At 63.4% G+C, this 18,495-nt stretch carries 16 protein-coding genes; 9 read left to right on the forward strand and 7 right to left on the reverse strand.

Translation table 11 applies throughout. The features are described from left to right. Positions 1–76: 76 nt before the first annotated feature. The 6 genes from LB519_RS23335 to LB519_RS23360 form a co-directional block, all read right to left on the reverse strand. Positions 77–1,096 carry a zinc-binding alcohol dehydrogenase family protein gene (locus tag LB519_RS23335; RefSeq protein WP_224621309.1) on the reverse strand — a complete coding sequence of 340 codons (1,020 nt, stop codon included), beginning with the start codon at positions 1,094–1,096 and terminating at the stop codon, positions 77–79. Between the two features lie 66 nt (positions 1,097–1,162). After that, a complete protein-coding gene (locus tag LB519_RS23340; RefSeq protein ID WP_013529527.1) occupies positions 1,163–2,128 on the reverse strand; it encodes an ABC transporter permease in 966 nt (321 codons plus the stop codon). Then, complete coding sequence (locus LB519_RS23345; RefSeq protein ID WP_013529528.1) at positions 2,125–3,678, reverse strand: sugar ABC transporter ATP-binding protein; 1,554 nt, start codon at positions 3,676–3,678, stop codon at positions 2,125–2,127. Before LB519_RS23345 ends, LB519_RS23340 begins: the two co-directional genes overlap by 4 nt. A gap of 183 nt (positions 3,679–3,861) precedes the next feature. Then, entirely contained in the window at positions 3,862–4,854 is a 993-nt protein-coding gene (locus tag LB519_RS23350) for an ABC transporter substrate-binding protein (protein WP_127384612.1), read from the reverse strand. 300 nt (positions 4,855–5,154) lie between these two features. Then, positions 5,155–6,153: an aldo/keto reductase gene (locus tag LB519_RS23355; protein ID WP_013529530.1), complete on the reverse strand. Its 999-nt coding sequence runs from the start codon at positions 6,151–6,153 to the stop codon at positions 5,155–5,157. A 60-nt stretch (positions 6,154–6,213) separates the two neighbouring features. Beyond that, positions 6,214–7,719 (reverse strand): UxaA family hydrolase, encoded by a 1,506-nt coding sequence (locus LB519_RS23360; protein WP_013529531.1) that lies wholly within the window; start codon positions 7,717–7,719, stop codon positions 6,214–6,216. 229 nt (positions 7,720–7,948) lie between these two features. Here LB519_RS23360 and LB519_RS23365 point away from each other — a divergent pair, with 229 nt between their 5' ends. From LB519_RS23365 to gndA, 6 genes are all read left to right on the forward strand, one after another. Next, positions 7,949–8,851, forward strand: a complete 903-nt coding sequence (locus tag LB519_RS23365) for a GntR family transcriptional regulator (protein ID WP_013529532.1) — start codon at positions 7,949–7,951, stop codon at positions 8,849–8,851. Between the two features lie 197 nt (positions 8,852–9,048). Next, positions 9,049–9,405, forward strand: a complete 357-nt coding sequence (locus tag LB519_RS23370) for a DUF2946 family protein (protein ID WP_063169028.1) — start codon at positions 9,049–9,051, stop codon at positions 9,403–9,405. A gap of 97 nt (positions 9,406–9,502) precedes the next feature. Beyond that, positions 9,503–10,042 carry a copper chaperone PCu(A)C gene (locus LB519_RS23375; RefSeq protein ID WP_224621310.1) on the forward strand — a complete coding sequence of 180 codons (540 nt, stop codon included), beginning with the start codon at positions 9,503–9,505 and terminating at the stop codon, positions 10,040–10,042. Positions 10,043–10,083: 41 nt separating this feature from the next. Beyond that, a complete protein-coding gene (locus LB519_RS23380) occupies positions 10,084–10,602 on the forward strand; it encodes a YcnI family protein (RefSeq protein WP_013529535.1) in 519 nt (172 codons plus the stop codon). Between the two features lie 53 nt (positions 10,603–10,655). Beyond that, positions 10,656–12,293 (forward strand): copper resistance CopC/CopD family protein, encoded by a 1,638-nt coding sequence (locus LB519_RS23385; protein ID WP_224621311.1) that lies wholly within the window; start codon positions 10,656–10,658, stop codon positions 12,291–12,293. Positions 12,294–12,441: 148 nt separating this feature from the next. Beyond that, a complete protein-coding gene (gene gndA / locus LB519_RS23390) occupies positions 12,442–13,869 on the forward strand; it encodes an NADP-dependent phosphogluconate dehydrogenase (protein WP_064995551.1) in 1,428 nt (475 codons plus the stop codon). A 17-nt stretch (positions 13,870–13,886) separates the two neighbouring features. Here the strand turns inward: gndA and LB519_RS23395 are convergent, their stop codons facing one another. Further along, positions 13,887–14,942 carry a LacI family DNA-binding transcriptional regulator gene (locus tag LB519_RS23395; protein ID WP_063169024.1) on the reverse strand — a complete coding sequence of 352 codons (1,056 nt, stop codon included), beginning with the start codon at positions 14,940–14,942 and terminating at the stop codon, positions 13,887–13,889. Between the two features lie 406 nt (positions 14,943–15,348). Here LB519_RS23395 and LB519_RS23400 point away from each other — a divergent pair, with 406 nt between their 5' ends. From LB519_RS23400 to LB519_RS23410, 3 genes are all read left to right on the forward strand, one after another. Further along, positions 15,349–16,587: an ABC transporter substrate-binding protein gene (locus LB519_RS23400; RefSeq protein ID WP_013529539.1), complete on the forward strand. Its 1,239-nt coding sequence runs from the start codon at positions 15,349–15,351 to the stop codon at positions 16,585–16,587. Between the two features lie 81 nt (positions 16,588–16,668). Then, complete coding sequence (locus LB519_RS23405; RefSeq protein ID WP_024504415.1) at positions 16,669–17,556, forward strand: carbohydrate ABC transporter permease; 888 nt, start codon at positions 16,669–16,671, stop codon at positions 17,554–17,556. A gap of 2 nt (positions 17,557–17,558) precedes the next feature. After that, positions 17,559–18,491, forward strand: a complete 933-nt coding sequence (locus LB519_RS23410; protein ID WP_024504414.1) for a carbohydrate ABC transporter permease — start codon at positions 17,559–17,561, stop codon at positions 18,489–18,491. Positions 18,492–18,495: the final 4 nt, after the last annotated feature.

Below are 18,495 nucleotides of genomic sequence, written 5' to 3' on the forward strand. Positions count from 1 at the left end.
CGGCTGCGCCGAGACGGAGTGGGGGTCGACCTGGCTCGGGCGTCGTCAGTTCGGGCCGGGTTCGCCGCCTGCCATGTTATAACCCCACCTCGATCACAGCCTTGATCAGGCCGGATTTCTCATGCGCCCAACGAGCCAGATCGCGCGGCGTGGCGGCGAGTGTGGTGCGGTGTGTGACGAGCTTGGCCAGTGGTACGGCCCCGTTGCGGATCGAGGCGGCGACATGGTCGAAGTCGGCGCGCAGCGCGTTGCGGCTGCCGATCAGCGTCATCTCGCGCTTGTGGAATTCCGGATCGGAAAAGCTGATGTCGTCCTTGACGACGGAGACCAGCACCAGCGTTCCGCCATGCGCGACATGGGCGAAGGCCGACTGCACCGACTGGGTGTTGCCGGTGGCGTCGAAGACGACATCGAAGCCTTCGCCTGATGTCGCTTCCCTGACCAGATCGGGCACCGCGCCGCGCGAGCCGTCTAGGGTCTGGAAACCAAGCTCGTTTCCAGCGAAGGCGAGCCTTTCACTGCTCATGTCGAGCAGCGTCACGTCGAGCCCGGCGATGCGGGCGAAGATGGCGGTGCCGAGCCCGATCGGGCCGGCGCCGATGACCAGCGTGCGGGCGCCGGGGTCGGCGCGGGCGCGCCGCACGGCATGCGCGCCGATGGCCAGGAACTCGACGGCAGCGGCGTCGGCCAGCGACAGGCCGTTGGCCGGATAGAGATTTTGCGCCGGCACCAGGATGCGTTCGCACATGGCGCCGTCGCGATGCACGCCAAGCACCTCGATCCTGACACAGCAATTGGGCTTGCCGTGCCGGCAGGCGATGCACTTGCCGCAGGAAAGATAGGGGTTGACGACGACGGGCTCACCAATGGCCAGTTCGACGCCTTTGCCGGCCTCCATCACGGTACCCGAGACCTCATGACCCATGATGCGGGGATAGGCGAGGAACGGGTGCTTGCCCTCGAAAATGTGGTAGTCGGTGCCGCAGATGCCGACATGGCTGACCGCCACCAGCGCCCAGCCGGGAGGCGGTGCCTCGGGTGCGGGCCGGTCTTCAAGGACAAGATCGCCGGGCGAACGGCAGAGGACGGCTTTCATGCGCTAATCCAGTCATGAAATCGCTGGCCCGTTGGTGTGGCGGACCGGCGGTTGATTGCGGGGTCGCTACTTGCCGCGGCGGCGCAGGCCGTCGAAGTAGACGATGATGATGATCAGCGCGCCGGTGATGATGCGCTGCCAGAACGAGTTGACGTTGAGCAGGTTGGCGCCGTTGTTGATGGTGGCCAGGATGAAGGCGCCGAGCAGCGGCCCATGCACCGAGCCGACGGCGCCGAACAGGGAGGTGCCGCCGATGACCGACGACGCGATCGCCTGCAGTTCCCAGCCCTCGGCCTGCGTCGGGTTGCCGATGCCGATGCGGGCGGCCAGCAGCACCCCGACGAAGGCGGCGCACAGGCCCGACAGCGTGTAGGCCATGTAGATGGTGCGCTGGACATTGACGCCGGACAGGCGCGAGGCCTCGGCGTTGGAGCCGACCGAAAACAGGTATCTGCCCCAGCGGCTGTGGTGCAGGAAGATATAGGCCGGAATGCCGACCAGGATCACCATCCAGAACAGGTTGGGGATGCCGATGAAGGAATTGCGCGAGAAGGCGGTGAAGGTGTCGCTGTTGATGTTGATCGAATTGCCGTTGGTCATCAAAAGGCCGATGCCGCGCAGCGAGGTCAACGTCGCCAGCGTGATGATGAAGGGCGGCAGGCCCATCTTGACGATACCGAAGCCGTGGAACATGCCGATGGCGACACCGACCAGCAGCGTCACCAGAATGGCGAGCCAGATGGGGAAGCCGGCATTGATCATCATGGCCACGACCACGGTGGCGAAGCCGACCACGGCGCCGACCGACAGATCGATGCCGCCGGTGATGATGACGAAGGTCTGGCCGACCGCCATGATGGCGATCATCGAGCCCTGGCGCAGGAGATTGGCTATGTTGTTGGCCGAGGCGAAGCTCGTCGTCGTCACGGAGAGGAGGATCCAGAGCAGAACCAGCAGCGCCAATAGCGTCAGCCCGAACAGGACATTATAGTTGCGCTTCGGTTTTTCGACGGCGATCGCCTCGGTGCTCATATCTGTCCTCCCAGCTTTTCTTGTTTCTCGGCGAGCGCCTGAGTGAGAATATCCTCGTGGCTGGCGGCGTGAAAACCGTGCGTCGCCACCAGTTTGCCGCGCCGGAACACATGCAGCGTATCGGCGAGTTCATAGACTTCCGGCAGATAGGACGAGATCAGGATGATGCCGGCGCCCTTTGACAAAAGCGCGCCGAACAGGCGGTAGATCTCGGCCTTGGTGCCGACATCGACGCCGACGGTCGGTTCGTCGAAGATGAACAGCTTGGCGCCGTGCGCCAGCCATTTGCCGATGACGATCTTCTGCTGGTTGCCGCCCGACAGGCTGGATGCCAGCGCCCCACGTGTCGGTGTCTTGATGCGCAGATCGGCGATCTGGCGATCGGCCTGCGTCTTCTCCTGCGTGCTCGAAATCAGCAGATTGTTCGAGATGCGCTTGTAGATCGGCAGGTTGAGGTTGAAGCCGACCGGCAGGTTGAGGCAGAGGCCCTGGTCGCGGCGGCTCTCCGGCGCCAGCGCCATGCCGAGCTTGATCGCGTCATGTTCGGAATTGACCTGTACCTCCTTGCCTTCCCAGAGGATCTGGCCGGCGGATTTGCGGTGGCGGCCGTAGAGCGTGGTGACGAACTCGCTGCGTCCGGCGCCGATCAGCCCATAGAGTCCGACGATCTCGCCGGCCCGGACCGTCATCGAGACATTTTCGAAGCCCTTGCCGGACAGGTTTCTCGCCTCGATGATGGCGGCGCCCGGCGTGAAATGCTCCTTGTGATAGACCTGCTCGATCGAGCGGTTGATCATCATCTTGACCAGTTCGGCATCGTTGGTCTCTGCGATGTTGCGGGTGCCGACCAGCGTGCCGTCGCGCAGCACGGATACCCGGTCGGCGAGTTCGAACACTTCCTCCATGCGGTGGCTGATGTAGATGATCGTCACGCCTTCGCCCTTCAGACGGCGGATCAGCGTGAAGAGCTGGTCGGCCTCCTTGCGGGTGAGGTAGGCGGTCGGCTCGTCGAAGATCAGGAATTTGGTGCCGCGCACGGTGGCGCGGGCGGCGGCTATCAGCTGCTGCTGGCCGATGGTCAGGTCGCCGAGCGTGACATGCGCCGGCAGGTCGAAGCCGAGGTCGTCGATGATCGTCTGCGCCTGCCTGACCATGGCGCGCTGCTGCAGGATGCCGAAGCGCGAATTCTCCTCGCCGAGGAACATGTTGGCGGCGACCGTCAGGTGACGGCACAGCACGACTTCCTGGTGCACGGCATTGATGCCGAGCGCCATCGCCTCGTGCGGTGTCGCCAGGGCGGCCGGCTGGCCCTCCCAGACAATCTCTCCGGAGGTGCGCGGCATGACGCCGGTCAGAAGCTTGATGAGCGTGGATTTGCCGGCGCCGTTTTCGCCGACGATGGCGTGGATCTCACCGGACTTGAAGGCGAGGTCGACCGGTTTCAGCGCGTGGGTGCCGGGATAGCGCTTCTCCAGCCCACGCAATTCGAGGATAGTCCGCCCCTGTTCCAGAACGGGTGCGGGATGCAGTTCCTGCGCCGTCGAAATCATGACAATCCTCCCAGATTGGCCTCCCGGATTGGCTTCCCAGGCTGGCCTCACGATTGGCACGCGGCGAGGCAGGGATATGCCTCGAAAACAGCCTGGCTCAGGCGTGCGGATTGCCAAGCCGTTCGTGCGGCAGTTTGTGTCTCCGGGGCGAGGTGCCCCGGAGACGATTGCGGATGCGACGGCTCAGAGCTTCGGATTGAGCAACGCGTCGATCTTGGGGTCTTTCATGTTGTCCTTGGTCACCAGATTGGCGCCGGTGTCGACATTGGCTTCGACCTTCTCGCCCTTGGAGGCGGCGAGCGCGGTCTTGATGCCGTCATAGCCCATCCGGTACGGATCCTGGACGACGAGGGCGGAAATGACGCCGTCGTTGAGGAACTTGATCAGCTTCTCGTCGCTGTCGAAACCGACCAGCGCCAGCTTGCCGCCTAGGTTGTTTTCCGCGACGGCCTGGCCGACGCCCTGCGCCATGATCAGGTTGGAAGCGAAGATGCCTTTGAGGTTCGGGTTGGCGGTGATCAGGTCGGTGGCGATGTTGAGGCCGGTGGTGGCCTGGCCGTCGGCATATTTGTCGGCAACCAGCTTGAGGCCCGGATATTTGGCGGCCAGCTGTTCGGTGAAGCCCTGCTTGCGCTGTTCGAGCGAGCCGGCGCCCGGTGCGTTGGTGATCAGGGCGACGTCGCCCTCGATCTTGCCGCCGTTGGCGGCGCCGATGGCGGCGGCGAGGCCGTCGGCAGCGACGCGGCCGCCCTGCACATTGTCAGTGGTCAGGAACGAGGTGAAGGCCTTGGAGTCGGCACCGGAGTCGATGCCGATGACCTTCACCTTGGCAGCGGCTTCATCGATCGGCTTGCCGAGCGCCTTGAACTCGGTCGGCGCAATGACGATGGCCGCCGGGTTGCTGGCAACGGCGTTCTCGAGGATCGAGACCTGGCCGTTGACGTCGGTTTCAGCCTGGGCGCCGAGTTCCGGCACGTTGACGCCGAGATCCTTGCCGGCCTTGCGGGCGCCGGCCAGAACGATCTGCCAGTAGAAGGACGTGGTGTCCTTGACGATGATCGGAATGGTGACGTCCGCCGCCGAAACCGGCGCCGAATGCATGACGCCGGCGAGCATTGAAGCTGCTGCCAGCGTCATGACGGCGCGGCGGTTGAGAATGCTGGTCACGAATTTCATGAGGTTTCCTCCCTAAGTCGCCCGGTGAACGATACGGAAGCTCCGTTCGGATAGGCGCGATCCCAAACAGAACTTTATCAATAAAAAACAGTTGCCCTGTTTTGATAGTGCATCGAACAGATCGATGCAAGCGGTGTTTGATCAGTCGTTGCGAGGTCTGGCAGAGGCAGATCCCCAGCCCTGTTCTCCCATTGGCGCCGTCACGCTTCCGTTCCGTTCTGGGAATGTATGGAATATTAATTCCACCAATTCGTCAATATGGAATATCCATTCCTCCATGTGCCGCAGGAACATGAAGTTTCACACCAGCTCCTGCACCAGCGTGTAGGGACGATATTTGGCGTATTCCGTTTCCGGTACGTCGATGTCGAGCAGCTCGAGGTTGCGCGTCAGATTTGCCAGTTTGGCGGTGCCGGTCAGTACGGTGGCGACGGCAGCTTCATGCAAGGGGAATTGGAACGCTGCGGCGGCGAGCGGATAGCCACCCTCGGCGGCGATCCTCTCCATTGCGCCGACGCGGTCGAGCACGTCATGGCTGGCGGGGCGGTAGTCGAAATGTGCGCCTTGCACCGGGCCGGTCGCCAGGATGCCGGAGTTGAACACGCCGCCAATGACCAAGGAGGTCTGCTGTGCCCGGCATAGCGGCAGCAACTCGGCTTCGGCACTGCGGTCGAGCAAGGAATAGCGGCTGGCAAGCAGGATGCAGTCGAGCGGCGCCCGGCGCATCACGTCCAGGCAGATCTGCACCTCGTTGACGCCAAGCCCATAGGCAGAAATGACGCCAGTCCGTTTCAGCTCTTCGAGTGCCTTGAGGCCGCCATCCATCAGGTCGCGAAAATGCAGCTTGGTCTTCTCGATACCATGGGTGTAGGCGCCGATGTCGTGGACAAACAGGATGTCTATCCTGTTTAGGCCAAGCCGCGCATAGCTGAACTCGACCGACCGCATAATGCCGTCATAGGAATAGTCGTAGTCGAGCGCGAAGGGCAGCGGATCGACATAGGAGTGATCGGGAACCTGATCGTCCGGCACCGGGCGAAACAGCCGGCCGACCTTGGTCGACAGCACATAGGAATCGCGCGGCTTGTAACGCAGGAAGTCGCCGAAGCGGCGCTCCGACAGTCCGAAGCCGTAGAAGGGTGCGGTGTCGAAATAGCGCAGGCCGGCATCCCAGGCGCCCTGCAGCGTCTCCATCGCCGCTTCGCGCGAACAGGCGCGGTAAAGGCCGCCAAGTGCGGCGCCGCCGAAACTGACTTCGGTGACCTCCAGAGCTGTCCGACCGATACGGCGTTTTTCCATGCAAAACCTCCCCGTTGCCCGCCGCTGACCGGCGCGCAATCTACTTTATATCAGTAAAATCTAAAGTGTTGCGCCCAGATGCCAGGGCACGAACTCGTTGTCGCCGTAGCCGAAGTCCTCGCTCTTGGTCTTGCGGCCGGAAGCCGTTTCGACGATCAGTTCGAAGATCTCGCGGCCCATGCCGGCGATGGTTTTTTCGCCGGAGGCGATGACGCCGCAATTGACGTCCATGTCCTCTTCCATCTGGTGGTACATGGTCGAGTTGGTGGCGACTTTGATCGACGGCGTCGGACGGCAGCCGAAGCAGGAGCCGCGGCCGGTGGTGAAGACGATGACGTTGGCGCCGCCCGCCACCTGGCCGGTCGCCGAAACCGGGTCGTAGCCAGGCGTATCCATGAACACGAGGCCACTGCCGGTGACTTTTTCGGCGTAGCCGAAGACGCCGTTGAGCGGCGTCTGGCCGCCCTTGGCGACCGCACCGAGGGACTTCTCCAGGATGGTGGTGAGGCCGCCGCGCTTGTTGCCGGGCGAGGGATTGTTGTCGATCGAGGCGCCATGCTTGGCGACGTGGTCCTCCCACCACTTCACGAAGCCGTCGAGCTTCTGCGCGATCTCCGGCGTTGCCGCGCGGTAGGCAAGCAGATGCTCGGCGCCGTAGATTTCCGTGGTCTCGGAGAGGATGCCGATACCGCCGACGCCGGCCAGGATGTCGACAGCCGCGCCCAGCGCCGGATTGGCCGTGATACCCGACATGCCGTCGGAGCCGCCGCATTGCAGGCCGACGACGATCTCGCTGACCGGGATCGGCTCACGCTTCAACTGGCCGACTTCCTCGGCGATCTCGGCCAGCACGCCCATCGCTTTTTCCACCGATTTGCGCGACCCGCCGGCGTCCTGGATGTTGAAATGGCGCTTGCCGGCAGCGACGCCCTTCTGGCCGTAGAGGGTGAGCTGGTTGACCTCGCAGCCGAGGCCGACCATCAGCACGCCGCCGAAATTCGGGTGCCGGGCATAGCCGGCAAGCGTGCGGTGCAGCACCATCATGCCGTCGCCGGTGCCGCTCATGCCGCAGCCCTGGCCGTGCACGATCGGCACGAAGCCGTCGATGCCGGGGTATTTCGGCAACAGCGTGCGGTTGGCGGTATCGGCGATGGAATGGCAGACGGTGGCCGAGCAATTGACGCTGGCGACGATGCCGATGAAGTTGCGCGTGCCGGCGCGGCCATCGGCGCGGCGATAGCCCATGAAGGTGCGGGCGCGGTCGGCCTCCGTCGCGTGCTCGGCCTCGCTCGGCGGCACGACCGGCAAGCGGCCGGATTCGAAAACCAGATTGTGCGAATGCACGTGCTCGCCGGCTGCGATGTCCTGTGTCGCGCGACCGATCGCCTGGGCGTATTTCACCACGGCCTCGCCGGCGGCGATCGGCTTGATCGCCACCTTGTGGCCGGGCTCGATCAGCGCACTGGCGACGGCACCGCCCGGCAGCGCGGTGCCGATCTCGATGCGGCCGTTGGCGACGGCGACATTGTCGGCGGGGGACAGAAGAATGCAGTTGGAGGCGTTCACGGGCGGTTTCCTGGGTGATCCTGGGTTGCGCGGGGCGGATTGACACGCGCCTGTTTAGAGATATTGTCTTTTATCGTGAAAAAACAGTTTTGCGTCAATTGTTTTTTCGTGGGGAGTTCCGCATGTCTCCGGGTTGTTCCGGGAAGCAATTTCGCTTCTCAGAGCCATGCGAACGTCATATTGCGCTTCAAACCGTCCGCTGCAAGCGACGGCGTGCAACGGGTCAGGGATGTCGAAGAGCAACAACGTCTACAAGGATGCCTACAACCGCTGCCTGCGGCTGCTCGACGAAACGCGCAGCCTGCCTTCGGAGCCGGAACTGGGCACCTTGCTTGGCGTCAGCCGGACCACGGTGCGCACCATTCTCGCGCGCATGGAAGAGACCGGGCTGATCGCCTGGAACAAGCGCGCCAAGACGGTGCTGCGCGAACCGCTTCCCGATGATTTCTTCCCCGAGGAAGAGACAGACACGCTGGCCGAGATCATCGAACGGTCGTTCATGCGTCGGCTGCTCGCCGGCGGCGCCGAAGCCGGCATGCAGATCAACGAACTCGAACTGGCGCGCGAGATCGGCGTCGGCACCACCAGCGTGCGCGAGTTCCTGATCCGCTTCTCCCGCTTCGGCCTGATCGAGAAACGTCGCAACAGTCATTGGGTGCTGAAGGGCTTTACGCGCGCTTTCGCGCTGGAGCTGACCGAAATCCGCGAGATGTTCGAACTGCGCTCGGCGGCCGCCTTTGCCGCTTTACCGCAGGACAGCGCAGTCTGGACCGATCTCGACCGCCTGGAAGACGAGCATCGCCAGCTGGCAAACGACATAGCCGCCCGCTTCACCGAGTTCTCCGAACTCGACGAGCGCTTCCACCGGCTGATCCACCGGGCATCGCGCAATCGCTTCATCGTCGATTTCTACGATGTCATCGCCATGATCTTCCACTACCATTACCAGTGGAACAAGGCGCAGGAACGCGAGCGCAACGAAGTCGCGATCGGTGAGCATCTGGTCTACATAGAAGCGCTGAAATCACGCGATCTCGGCAAGGTCGACGCCGCTTGCCGCAAGCATTTGAAATCGGCGCGCCAGACATTGCTGACCTCGATCCCGGAGAGCCGGTCGCTGCAAAAACACTGAGCCGCATCGCGGCTCGGAGCCTTGTTTCATGCATGTCGTTGTCCCAAAACCGCTATACACTTCTGGGCGACATGCCTTGGGCCTGCCGCGTTGCCGCCGCGGCGATTTGGCGATTTTCCACCCGCCGGCCCCGTGCTAGATATGGTTGGTTGCTGCGAAGAGGCAGGGCTTTGGGCGTATCGAGGAGACGATGGAGCATGCCGGTCGCGCTTGTCGCGGCCTATCTGCTGTTGCTCCAGTCGACGCTTGGTGCATTCGCCTTCGGCGCCGGTCCCAATGCATCGCAACTCGACGCTTTTGGCAACGTCATCTGTACCCATGAAGGCGCAACCCAGCTTCCGGGCGGCAACCAGCCGCCGTCCCATCTGCCGGCATGCTGCGTGCTCGGCTGCAGCATGGTTTCGGCGGCCTTTGCGCCGCCGCCCAATGCCGGTCTGGCGCCGGGCAGCCTTTCCTTTGAAACGGTCGCCTTTGTCTTCCCGGCGGCCATCCATCTCGACTTTGCGCGTGAGCGCTCGCCGTCGAACCCGCGCGCGCCGCCGCTGACGGCCTGAGCCTGTTTGCCCGGCGGAACCTTTCGTGGGCGTACCCATCCAAAGATCTAACTGCTCGCGACCGGCAACGGCGCGACCTTCACTTCATGGAGCAACCATGTCCTATTTTTTCCCTGACGCCGCGCGTCCTATGGCCGGCAGCATTCTACGCGGCATCGAAGAGCGTGTCGGCATTGCCGTGCTGGCTCTTGCGCTGCTGTTCACAGGCGCCCAGTCCGTCTTCGCGCATGAGTTCAAGGTTGGCGATCTTGAGATCGGCCACCCCTGGTCGCGCGCCACGCCGGCCGGCGCCAAAGTGGCCGGCGGTTATTTCACCATCACCAACAAGGGCAGTGCGCCGGACCGGCTGGTGTCGATTTCCTCCGATGTCTCCGAAAAGGCCGAGCTGCATGAGATGGGCGTCAAGGACGGCGTCATGACCATGCGGCCGGTTGCCGGCGGCTTGGAAATTCCGGCCGGCGGCAAGGTAACCCTTGCACCTGGCGGCTATCATTTGATGTTCATGGGCCTGAAGCGGCAACCCAAACAGGGCGAAAAGTTCTCCGCCACCCTGACCTTCGAAAAGGCCGGCGCCGTCAGCGTCGATTTCGCCGTCGAAGGCATGGGCGGCGGCGCCGTGGACGATCACGCCAATTGACCGCGCCAGCTCGACAAATCTTGAAAATCCGAGGGACCATCATGAACAAATATCTTTTGTCGGCCGGCGCACTTCTCGCGCTCGGAACCAGCGCCGCCTTCGCGCATATCACGTTCGAAACCCAGGAGGCGGCGGTCGGCTCGACCTACAAGGCCGTTTTGCGCGTGCCGCATGGCTGCGACGGCAAGGCGACGACCGCCGTGCGCGTGCAAATTCCGGAAGGGGTGATCGCGATCAAGCCGATGCCGAAGCCCGGCTGGACGCTGCAGACCAAGAAGGGCAAGTACGAGAAATCCTACCAGCTCTACGGTCAGGCGGTGACCGATGGGGTCAAGGAGGTCGACTGGAGCGGCGGCAACCTGCCCGATGAATTCTATGACGAGTTCGTTTTCCGCGCGACGCTGACGGCGGATCTCCCCGTCGGCCAAAAACTCTATTTCCCGGTCGTGCAGGAATGCGACGGTGCAGCCGATCGCTGGATCGAGATTCCAGCGGCAGGGCAGGATGAAGACGCACTGGAAAGCCCGGCACCCGGTATCAAGCTGCTGCCGAAGAAATGATCTCCCAGGCGGCGCGCTCTTTCGAGTGCGCCGCTCTTTTTCGTGGCGGTGACATGAGCACGACCTCCCTCCTGCAAACGGCTTGCATGACCGGCAAACGCACCGGCCGGCTTGCCGTCGGCCTGTTGGCTGTGATCGTGTTTCTTGCCAGCCTTGCCGTGTCAGATCAGGCCTTTGCCCATGCCGCGCTGATCAAGACCGACCCGGCCGACGGCGCGGTGCTGGCACAGGGACCGGCGCAGTTCTCGCTGACCTTCAGCGAGCCGGTCTCGCCTCTGGTGCTGACGCTGGTGAAGCCCGACGGCAAGCCGGTTCCACTGACCGCCTTTCGTCTCAGCGACCAGACCGTCGAGATCGACAATCCGCAGCCGCTCAAGTCCGGCACGCATGTCTTGAGCTGGCGCGTCATCTCCGCAGACGGTCATCCCGTCGGCGGATCGCTGCTGTTTTCCATCGGAGCGCCCAGCGAACCGCCGGCCGTATCCGAAGCCGTCGACTGGCCGTTGCGGTCGGCTATCTGGGCGGGCAAAATCTTTCTCTACGTCGGCCTCTTCCTCGGCGTTGGCGGCGCCTTCGCGCTTGCCTGGTTGGCCGGAAGTGCCCGTGCCGGGCAACGCTTCGTTGCAGCTGCAATCCTGAGCGGGCTGGTCGCGTCGTCCCTGTCGCTCGGATTGCAGGGGCTTGATGCACTCGGGGCGCCGCTCTCCCATCTGGCACAATCGGTCATCTGGCGGACCGGGCTCGGCACCAGCTTCGGCTGGACGGTGCTGGTCGCGCTGATCGCGCTGGGGCTTGGCCTGCTGTCGCTGGCCGGTCCCCGTGCCACCGCCAAGCCATTGGCGCTGGCCGGCCTGGCCGGGGTGGGGATTGCACTTGCCGCCAGCGGCCATGCCAGTGCCGCCGAACCGCAATGGCTGACGCGGCCGATGGTGTTCCTGCATGGCGTCTGCATCGCGTCGTGGGTCGGCGCATTGGTCCCACTCGGGCTGGCGCTCAAGGGGCAATCGGCGGAGGCCACGCCATTCCTGCGGCGATTTTCTTGGGCGATCCTGCCCGTGGTGGCCGTGCTTGCCGCTGCCGGCACCGTGCTTGCCGTCATCCAGGTGCAAACGCCCGCGGCATTGGTCGACACCGCCTATGGAAGGCTGCTGCTGATCAAGCTCGGGCTGCTGGTCTTTCTGTTCACGCTCGCTGCCGTCAACCGCTGGAAACTCACGGCATCGGCCGAGGCGGGATCGACGGAAGTTCAACGCAGGCTGGTCCGCTCGATCGGCGTCGAGATGTTGATCGTGTTGGCGATTTTCGGCGTTGCCGCAGGCTGGCGCTTCACACCGCCGCCACGAGCCCTGGCGATCGCGGCAGCGCAACCGGTGTCGGTCCATATCCACGCGCTGCAAGCGATGGCCGATCTCAACATCACTCCCGGCCATGCCGGCCCGGTCGTTGCCTCGATGGTCATCATGAGCGGCGATTTCGGCCCGCTCGACGCCAAGGAGGTAACGCTTGTGCTGTCAAAGCCCGATTCCGGCATCGAGCCCTTGAAGCGCGCGGCAACCAAGCCCGGCGACGGCAGCTGGCGCGTCGACAACCTCGTCATTCCGCTGCCCGGCCGGTGGACGGTGCGCATCGACATACTGGTCTCGGATTTTCAGATGGTGAAGATCGAGGCGCCCGTCGACATCAGGCCGTAGGCGGGACTGCCAGGTACCTCTACACGGGCACGACCGACAATCCGGGCAACACAATTCGGCGAGGCGGTTGACGCAGGCGTCAAGGCCCGTCAATCATCGCCCGCAAAATCGCGGTCTCAACAAACGATCCGAGAGCAGGGAAGAAACGATGGAAAAAGCCGAAATCGGCCTGATCGGCCTTGGCACGATGGGCTCCAACCTGGCGCTCAACATCGCCGAGCACGGGCACCGCATCGCTGTCTTCAACCGCACCAGGGCGCGCACCGATGCCTTTGTCGAGAATGCCGGAGCGCTCAGGGACATGGTCGTGCCCTGCTACAGCCTTGAAGAGCTCGCCGCCGCGATCCGGCCGCCGCGCCCGATCATCATCATGGTGCTGGCCGGCAAGCCGGTCGACGAACAGATCGCGGCACTGCGCGGCGTGCTGTCGGCCAACGACATCGTCATCGATGCCGGCAACGCCAATTTCCGCGACACGATGCGGCGCTTCTCCGAGCTTTCCGGTTCGGGTCTCACCTTCATAGGCATGGGCGTGTCCGGCGGCGAGGAGGGGGCGCGCCACGGGCCGTCGATCATGGTCGGCGGCACGGAGGACTCATGGAAGCGTGTCGAGAAGGTGCTGACGGCGATCTCCGCCAAATTCAAGGACGAACCCTGCGCGGCATGGCTCGGCACCGACGGCGCCGGACATTTCGTCAAGACCATCCACAACGGCATAGAATATGCCGACATGCAGATGATCGCGGAGATCTACGGCATCCTGCGCGACGGCCTGGGCATGGGTCCGAAAGAGATCGGCACGGTGTTTGCCGACTGGAACAAGGGCCGGCTCAACTCCTACCTGATCGAGATCACCGCCAAGGTGCTGGCCGCCGACGATCCGAAGACCGGCAAGCCGGTGGTCGACATCATCCTCGACCGCGCCGGCCAGAAGGGCACCGGCAAATGGTCGGTCATCGAGGCGCAGCAGCTCGGCATCCCGGCCACCGCGATCGAGGCGGCGGTGGCGGCGCGCGTTCTGTCGTCGATCAAGGACGAGCGGCTGGCGGCGGAAAAGGCCTATGGCAACATCGGCGTGACGAAGATTTCCGGTGACAAGGACGCCTTGCTGAAAGATCTGGAACTGGCGCTGTTCGCCGGCAAGATCGCCGCCTACGCCCAAGGTTTTGCGGTGATGAGCGGCGCGTCGAAGGAATTCAACTGGAACCTGCCGATGCCGACCATCGCCAGGATCTGGCGCGCCGGCTGCATCATCCGCTCGCAGATGCTCGACACCATGGCGGAAGCCTTCAGCAAGGGCGGCGCCTCGACCAACCTTCTGATGGCGCCGGCCTTCATCTCGCTGATGCAGGGAGCGCATCCGTCGCTGCGCCGCATCGTGGCGAGGGCTTCGGAGGCCGGCTCGCCGGTTCCGGCGCTGTCTTCCGCACTTGCCTATTTCGACAGCTATCGCCAGGGCCGCGGCACCTCGAATCTGATCCAGGCGCAGCGCGACTTCTTCGGCGCGCACGGCTTCGAGCGTATCGACGACAAAGGCGCGTTCCATGGGCCGTGGGGAAGCGGTGCGGCTGGCTGACAAGCCGGCCCAAGAGCCTAAACGGAAACCGGCGGTCTGAACGCCTGAACCTCGCTGGTGGCGACCAGGCGCTGCAGCGAGCCGGGTGCGGCGCCGCCGATCCAGCCGAGCACGGAGCGGGCGAGATCGGAGCCGGCCAGGCGGAAGTTCTCGTTGACGACGAGCAATTCCGGCCGGAACAGGTGCAACAGGTCCGACGATTGCTTGGACACGACATCGACGTCGCGGCCAAGCTTGAGGCCGGCATCTTCGATGCCGGCGACGATAGCCAGTGTCGCGGCGGCGGCGCTGCTGACGAAGCCGTCCGGCCTGTTTTCGCGGCGCATCACCTGCGCGGTCCTGGTCCTGATCTGCTCGATCGTGTGATCGATGGAAACGGTGTTGAACGGAATTTCGCTGGCGCCGACCTCGCTCAGCGCATCGGCAAAGCCGTTCAGCGTGTGGCCATAATAGGTCAGCCCGGGTGGCGGCGACAGAAGCGCCAGCTTGCGCCTGCCCATGCTCGCCAGGCGGCGCACGGCTTCCATCGCGAATACATGGTTGTCGAAGTCATGGTAGGGGTGGACGAGGCCCATATCGGTGCGGCCATGCGTGGCAAAGGGCATGCCGTGCTCGAGCATGTAGCGGGCGCGTGGATCGTTCGGTTGGGTGCGCGAGATGATGACGCCATCGGCCGAGCCGGTCTCGACGAGATAGCGGATCGGCTCCATCGGATCCTGCGAGCGGGAATAGGGCGTGACGATCAGGTGATAGGGCGTTTCGGCGAGCACTTCCGAAACGCCGTAGATGATGTCCGAGACGAAGCTCATGATCTCGCGGTCGGTGTTGAGCACGAGGCTGATGACATTGGTCCTGCCGGTGCGCAGACGCACGCCGGCGCGGTTCGGCCGGTAGCCGATCTGCTTGGCGACGAGTTGGACGCGGCGCCTGGTTTCGGCGCCGATTTCCGGGGCATCCTTCAAGGCGCGTGACACGGTGGTGACGCCGAGCCCGGTCATGAAGGCAAGCGTCTTCAACGTCGGCCGTCCCTGTGCCGAGTTCTCCCCGTTCTTGTCCGTACGCTGTCTGTCCATTCGTCCCGCCCGTCAGGCGCATAGCAGCCGCGGGCCATGTCGGCAATCGCCGCCATAGCGACACGATATGCGTCCCAGCCCCGGCAAAGCGTCAATATACTGAAACGTTACAGATTGCCAGTATCGAGATATATATGTGCTCGTCACGAGGTGGATGGTACTTTTTGCGAAACGCATTGGGATTCCAGGAGAAACCGCCCCTGCCGCGGCCCTTTGCCCGTATCAGGCGGCATTTCGGTGTTTGCGCCGCAGCAAACCATGCTGCAGTGCATGAGAAGCGCGATCATTCAGGCGAATTTGTTCGCGGCCCGAAAAAATATCGAGGGCGCTTCGTTGATGGGTTGCACAGCCCGCGCAATTGCCGTATCGAAAATCTGTAACGTTTCAGATTCTGGGAGGAGCCGAAATGCGATACAGATTTTTGACCGCTGCCCTGGCGGCGACGGCTGCACTGCAATTTGCCGGTCAGGCGGCCGCGACGGACCTGGAAGTCACCCATTGGTGGACTTCAGGCGGCGAGGCCGCGGCGGTTGCGGAACTTGCCAAGGCATTCGATGCGACCGGCAACCACTGGGTGGACGGCGCCATTGCCGGCTCCGGCGGCACGGCGCGGCCGATCATGATCAGCCGCATCACCGGTGGCGATCCGATGGGCGCCACGCAGTTCAACCATGGCCGGCAGGCGGAAGAGCTGGTGCAGGCCGGCCTGATGCGCGACCTCACCGACGTCGCCACCAAGGGCAAGTGGACTGATGTCGTGCGGCCGAAGAGCCTGCTCGACGGCTGCACCATCGACGGCAAGATCTATTGCGTGCCCGTCAACATCCATTCCTGGCAGTGGCTGTGGCTGTCCAACGAAGCCTTCGCGAAGGCCGGCGTGCCGTTGCCGAAGGACTGGAATGAATTCGTGGCGGCAGCGCCGGCACTGGAGAAGGCCGGCATCATCCCACTCGCCGTCGGCGGGCAAGCCTGGCAATCCTCCGGTGCCTTCGACGTGCTGCTTGCGGCTGTGGGCGGCACGGACACGTTCCTCAAGGTCTACAAGGACAAGGATGCCAAGTTCGCCGCCGGGCCCGAAGTCGCCAAGGTCTTCAAGGCCGCGGACGATGCCCGCAAGATGGCGAAGAACACCAATGTGCAGGACTGGAACCAGGCGACCAACCTGGTCATCACCGGCAAGGCCGGTGGCCAGATCATGGGCGACTGGGCACAGGGCGAGTTCCAGGTTGCCGGCAAGACCGCCGGCAAGGATTATACCTGCCTGCCGGGCCTTGGGCTGAACGAGGTCATAGCCACGGGCGGCGACGCCTTCTACTTCCCGCTGCTCAAGGATGCCGACAAGAGCAAGGCGCAGGAGGTGCTGGCCGAGACGCTGCTCGATCCCAAGACGCAGGTTGCCTTCAATCTGAAGAAGGGTTCCCTGCCGGTGCGCGGCGACGTCGATCTCAACGCGGCGAACGACTGCATGAAGAAAGGCCTCGCCATCCTCGCCAAGGGCGCCGTCATTCCATGGACGGACCAACTGCTTTCACAGGACACCCAGAAGCAGAAGGAAGACCTTTTCGCCGAATTCTTCGCCAAGCCGGAATTGACCGTCGAAGACGCACAGAAGCGCTTCGCCGACCTCATCGCTTCGGCGGACTGACGCTGGCGGCAACCCACCTCGCTCCCGGCCTTGCGAATGCAGGGCCGGGAATGCACCGCCCTTACCCAGCCGGCTGACGAGATGAGCAAGAGCGAACGCCCCAACCTTCTGTTCCGCAACCTCAATGCGAAGGTCGCCTCGATCCCGATGATCCTCACCGCCATGGTGGTTTTCGTCGGCGGCACCGTTTGGACGGTGCTCTATTCCTTCACCAATTCGAAGCTTCTGCCGCGGCTGAATTTCGTCGGGCTCGACCAATACTACCGGCTGTGGGCGACGCCGCGCTGGCTGATCTCGATCGAGAACCTGCTGATCTACGGCGCGATCTCGCTGGTGTTCTCGCTGGTCATCGGCTTCCTCCTTGCAGCACTGCTCGATCAGAAGATCCGCTTCGAGGACACGTTGCGCACCATCTTCCTCTATCCTTTCGCGCTCTCCTTCATCGTCACCGGCCTGGTCTGGCAGTGGCTGCTCAATCCGGATTTCGGCATCCAGCATGTGGTCCGTGACTTAGGCTGGACGAGCTTCAGCTTCGACCCGCTCTACAATTCCAGCATCGTCATCTACGGCATATCGATCGCGGCGCTGTGGCAAGGCACAGGGCTCATCATGTGCCTGATGCTGGCTGGCCTGCGCGGCATTGACGAGGACATCTGGAAGGCGGCGCGGGTGGATGGGATCCCGATGTGGAAGACCTATCTGTTCATCGTCATCCCGATGATGCGGCCGGTCTTCATCACCACGCTCGTCATCATCGCTGCCGGCATCGTCAAGGTCTATGACCTCGTCGTGGCCCAGACCAGCGGCGGCCCAGGCATCGCCTCCGAAGTGCCGGCCAAATACGTCTACGACTATATGTTCTTCGCCCAGAACCTCGGCCAGGGCTTTGCTGCCTCGACCATGATGCTGCTCTCGGTGGTGATCGTCATCGTGCCCTGGGCCTATCTCGAGTTCGGGCGGCGCAAATGAGCATGGCAGACATCACCGCTCAAGCAAGCACCGCCGCCGGCGCGCGCCAGGGCATCACCGATCCCTACGGCCCGAAGCCGCGCCGCGTGATTTCGCGCCGCAACGTCTTCCTATACGGCACATTGTTCGTCATGGCGGTCTACTACCTCTTGCCGCTCTATGTCATGGTCGTCACCTCGCTCAAGGGCATGCCGGAGATCCGGCTCGGCAACATCTTCTCACCGCCGCTCGAGATCACTTTCGAACCGTGGGTCAAGGCGTGGTCGACTGCCTGCACCGGCCTTAACTGCGACGGGCTCTCGCGCGGCTTCTGGAATTCGGTGCGCATCACCGTGCCGTCAGTGCTGCTGTCGATCGCCATCGCCTCGGTGAACGGTTATGCACTGGCCAATTGGCGCTTCAAGGGCGCCGATACGTTCTTCATCATCCTGATCGTCGGCGCCTTCATTCCCTACCAGGTGATGATCTATCCGATCGTCATCATCCTGCGCGAGATCGGCCTCTATGGCAGCCTCAGCGGGCTGGTGATCGTCCATTCCATTTTCGGCATGCCGATCCTGACGCTGCTGTTCCGCAATTATTTCTCCTCGATGCCGGAGGAGCTGTTCCGGGCGGCACGTGTCGACGGTGCCGGCTTCTGGGGCATCTTCCTGCGCATCATGCTGCCGATGTCGCTGCCGATCTTCGTCGTCGCCATCATCCTGCAGGTGACCGGCATCTGGAACGACTTCCTGTTCGGCGTCGTCTACACCCGCCCCGACACCTATCCGATGACGGTGCAGCTCAACAACATCGTCAATTCGGTGCAAGGCGTGAAGGAGTACAACGTCAATATGGCCGCAACCATCCTGACCGGGCTTGTGCCGCTCATCGTCTACTTCATCTCCGGCAAGCTTTTCGTACGCGGCATCGCCGCCGGCGCGGTGAAGGGGTGATGGC

The organism is Mesorhizobium sp. AD1-1 (assembly GCF_020164655.1).
Taxonomy (GTDB): domain Bacteria; phylum Pseudomonadota; class Alphaproteobacteria; order Rhizobiales; family Rhizobiaceae; genus Mesorhizobium; species Mesorhizobium ciceri.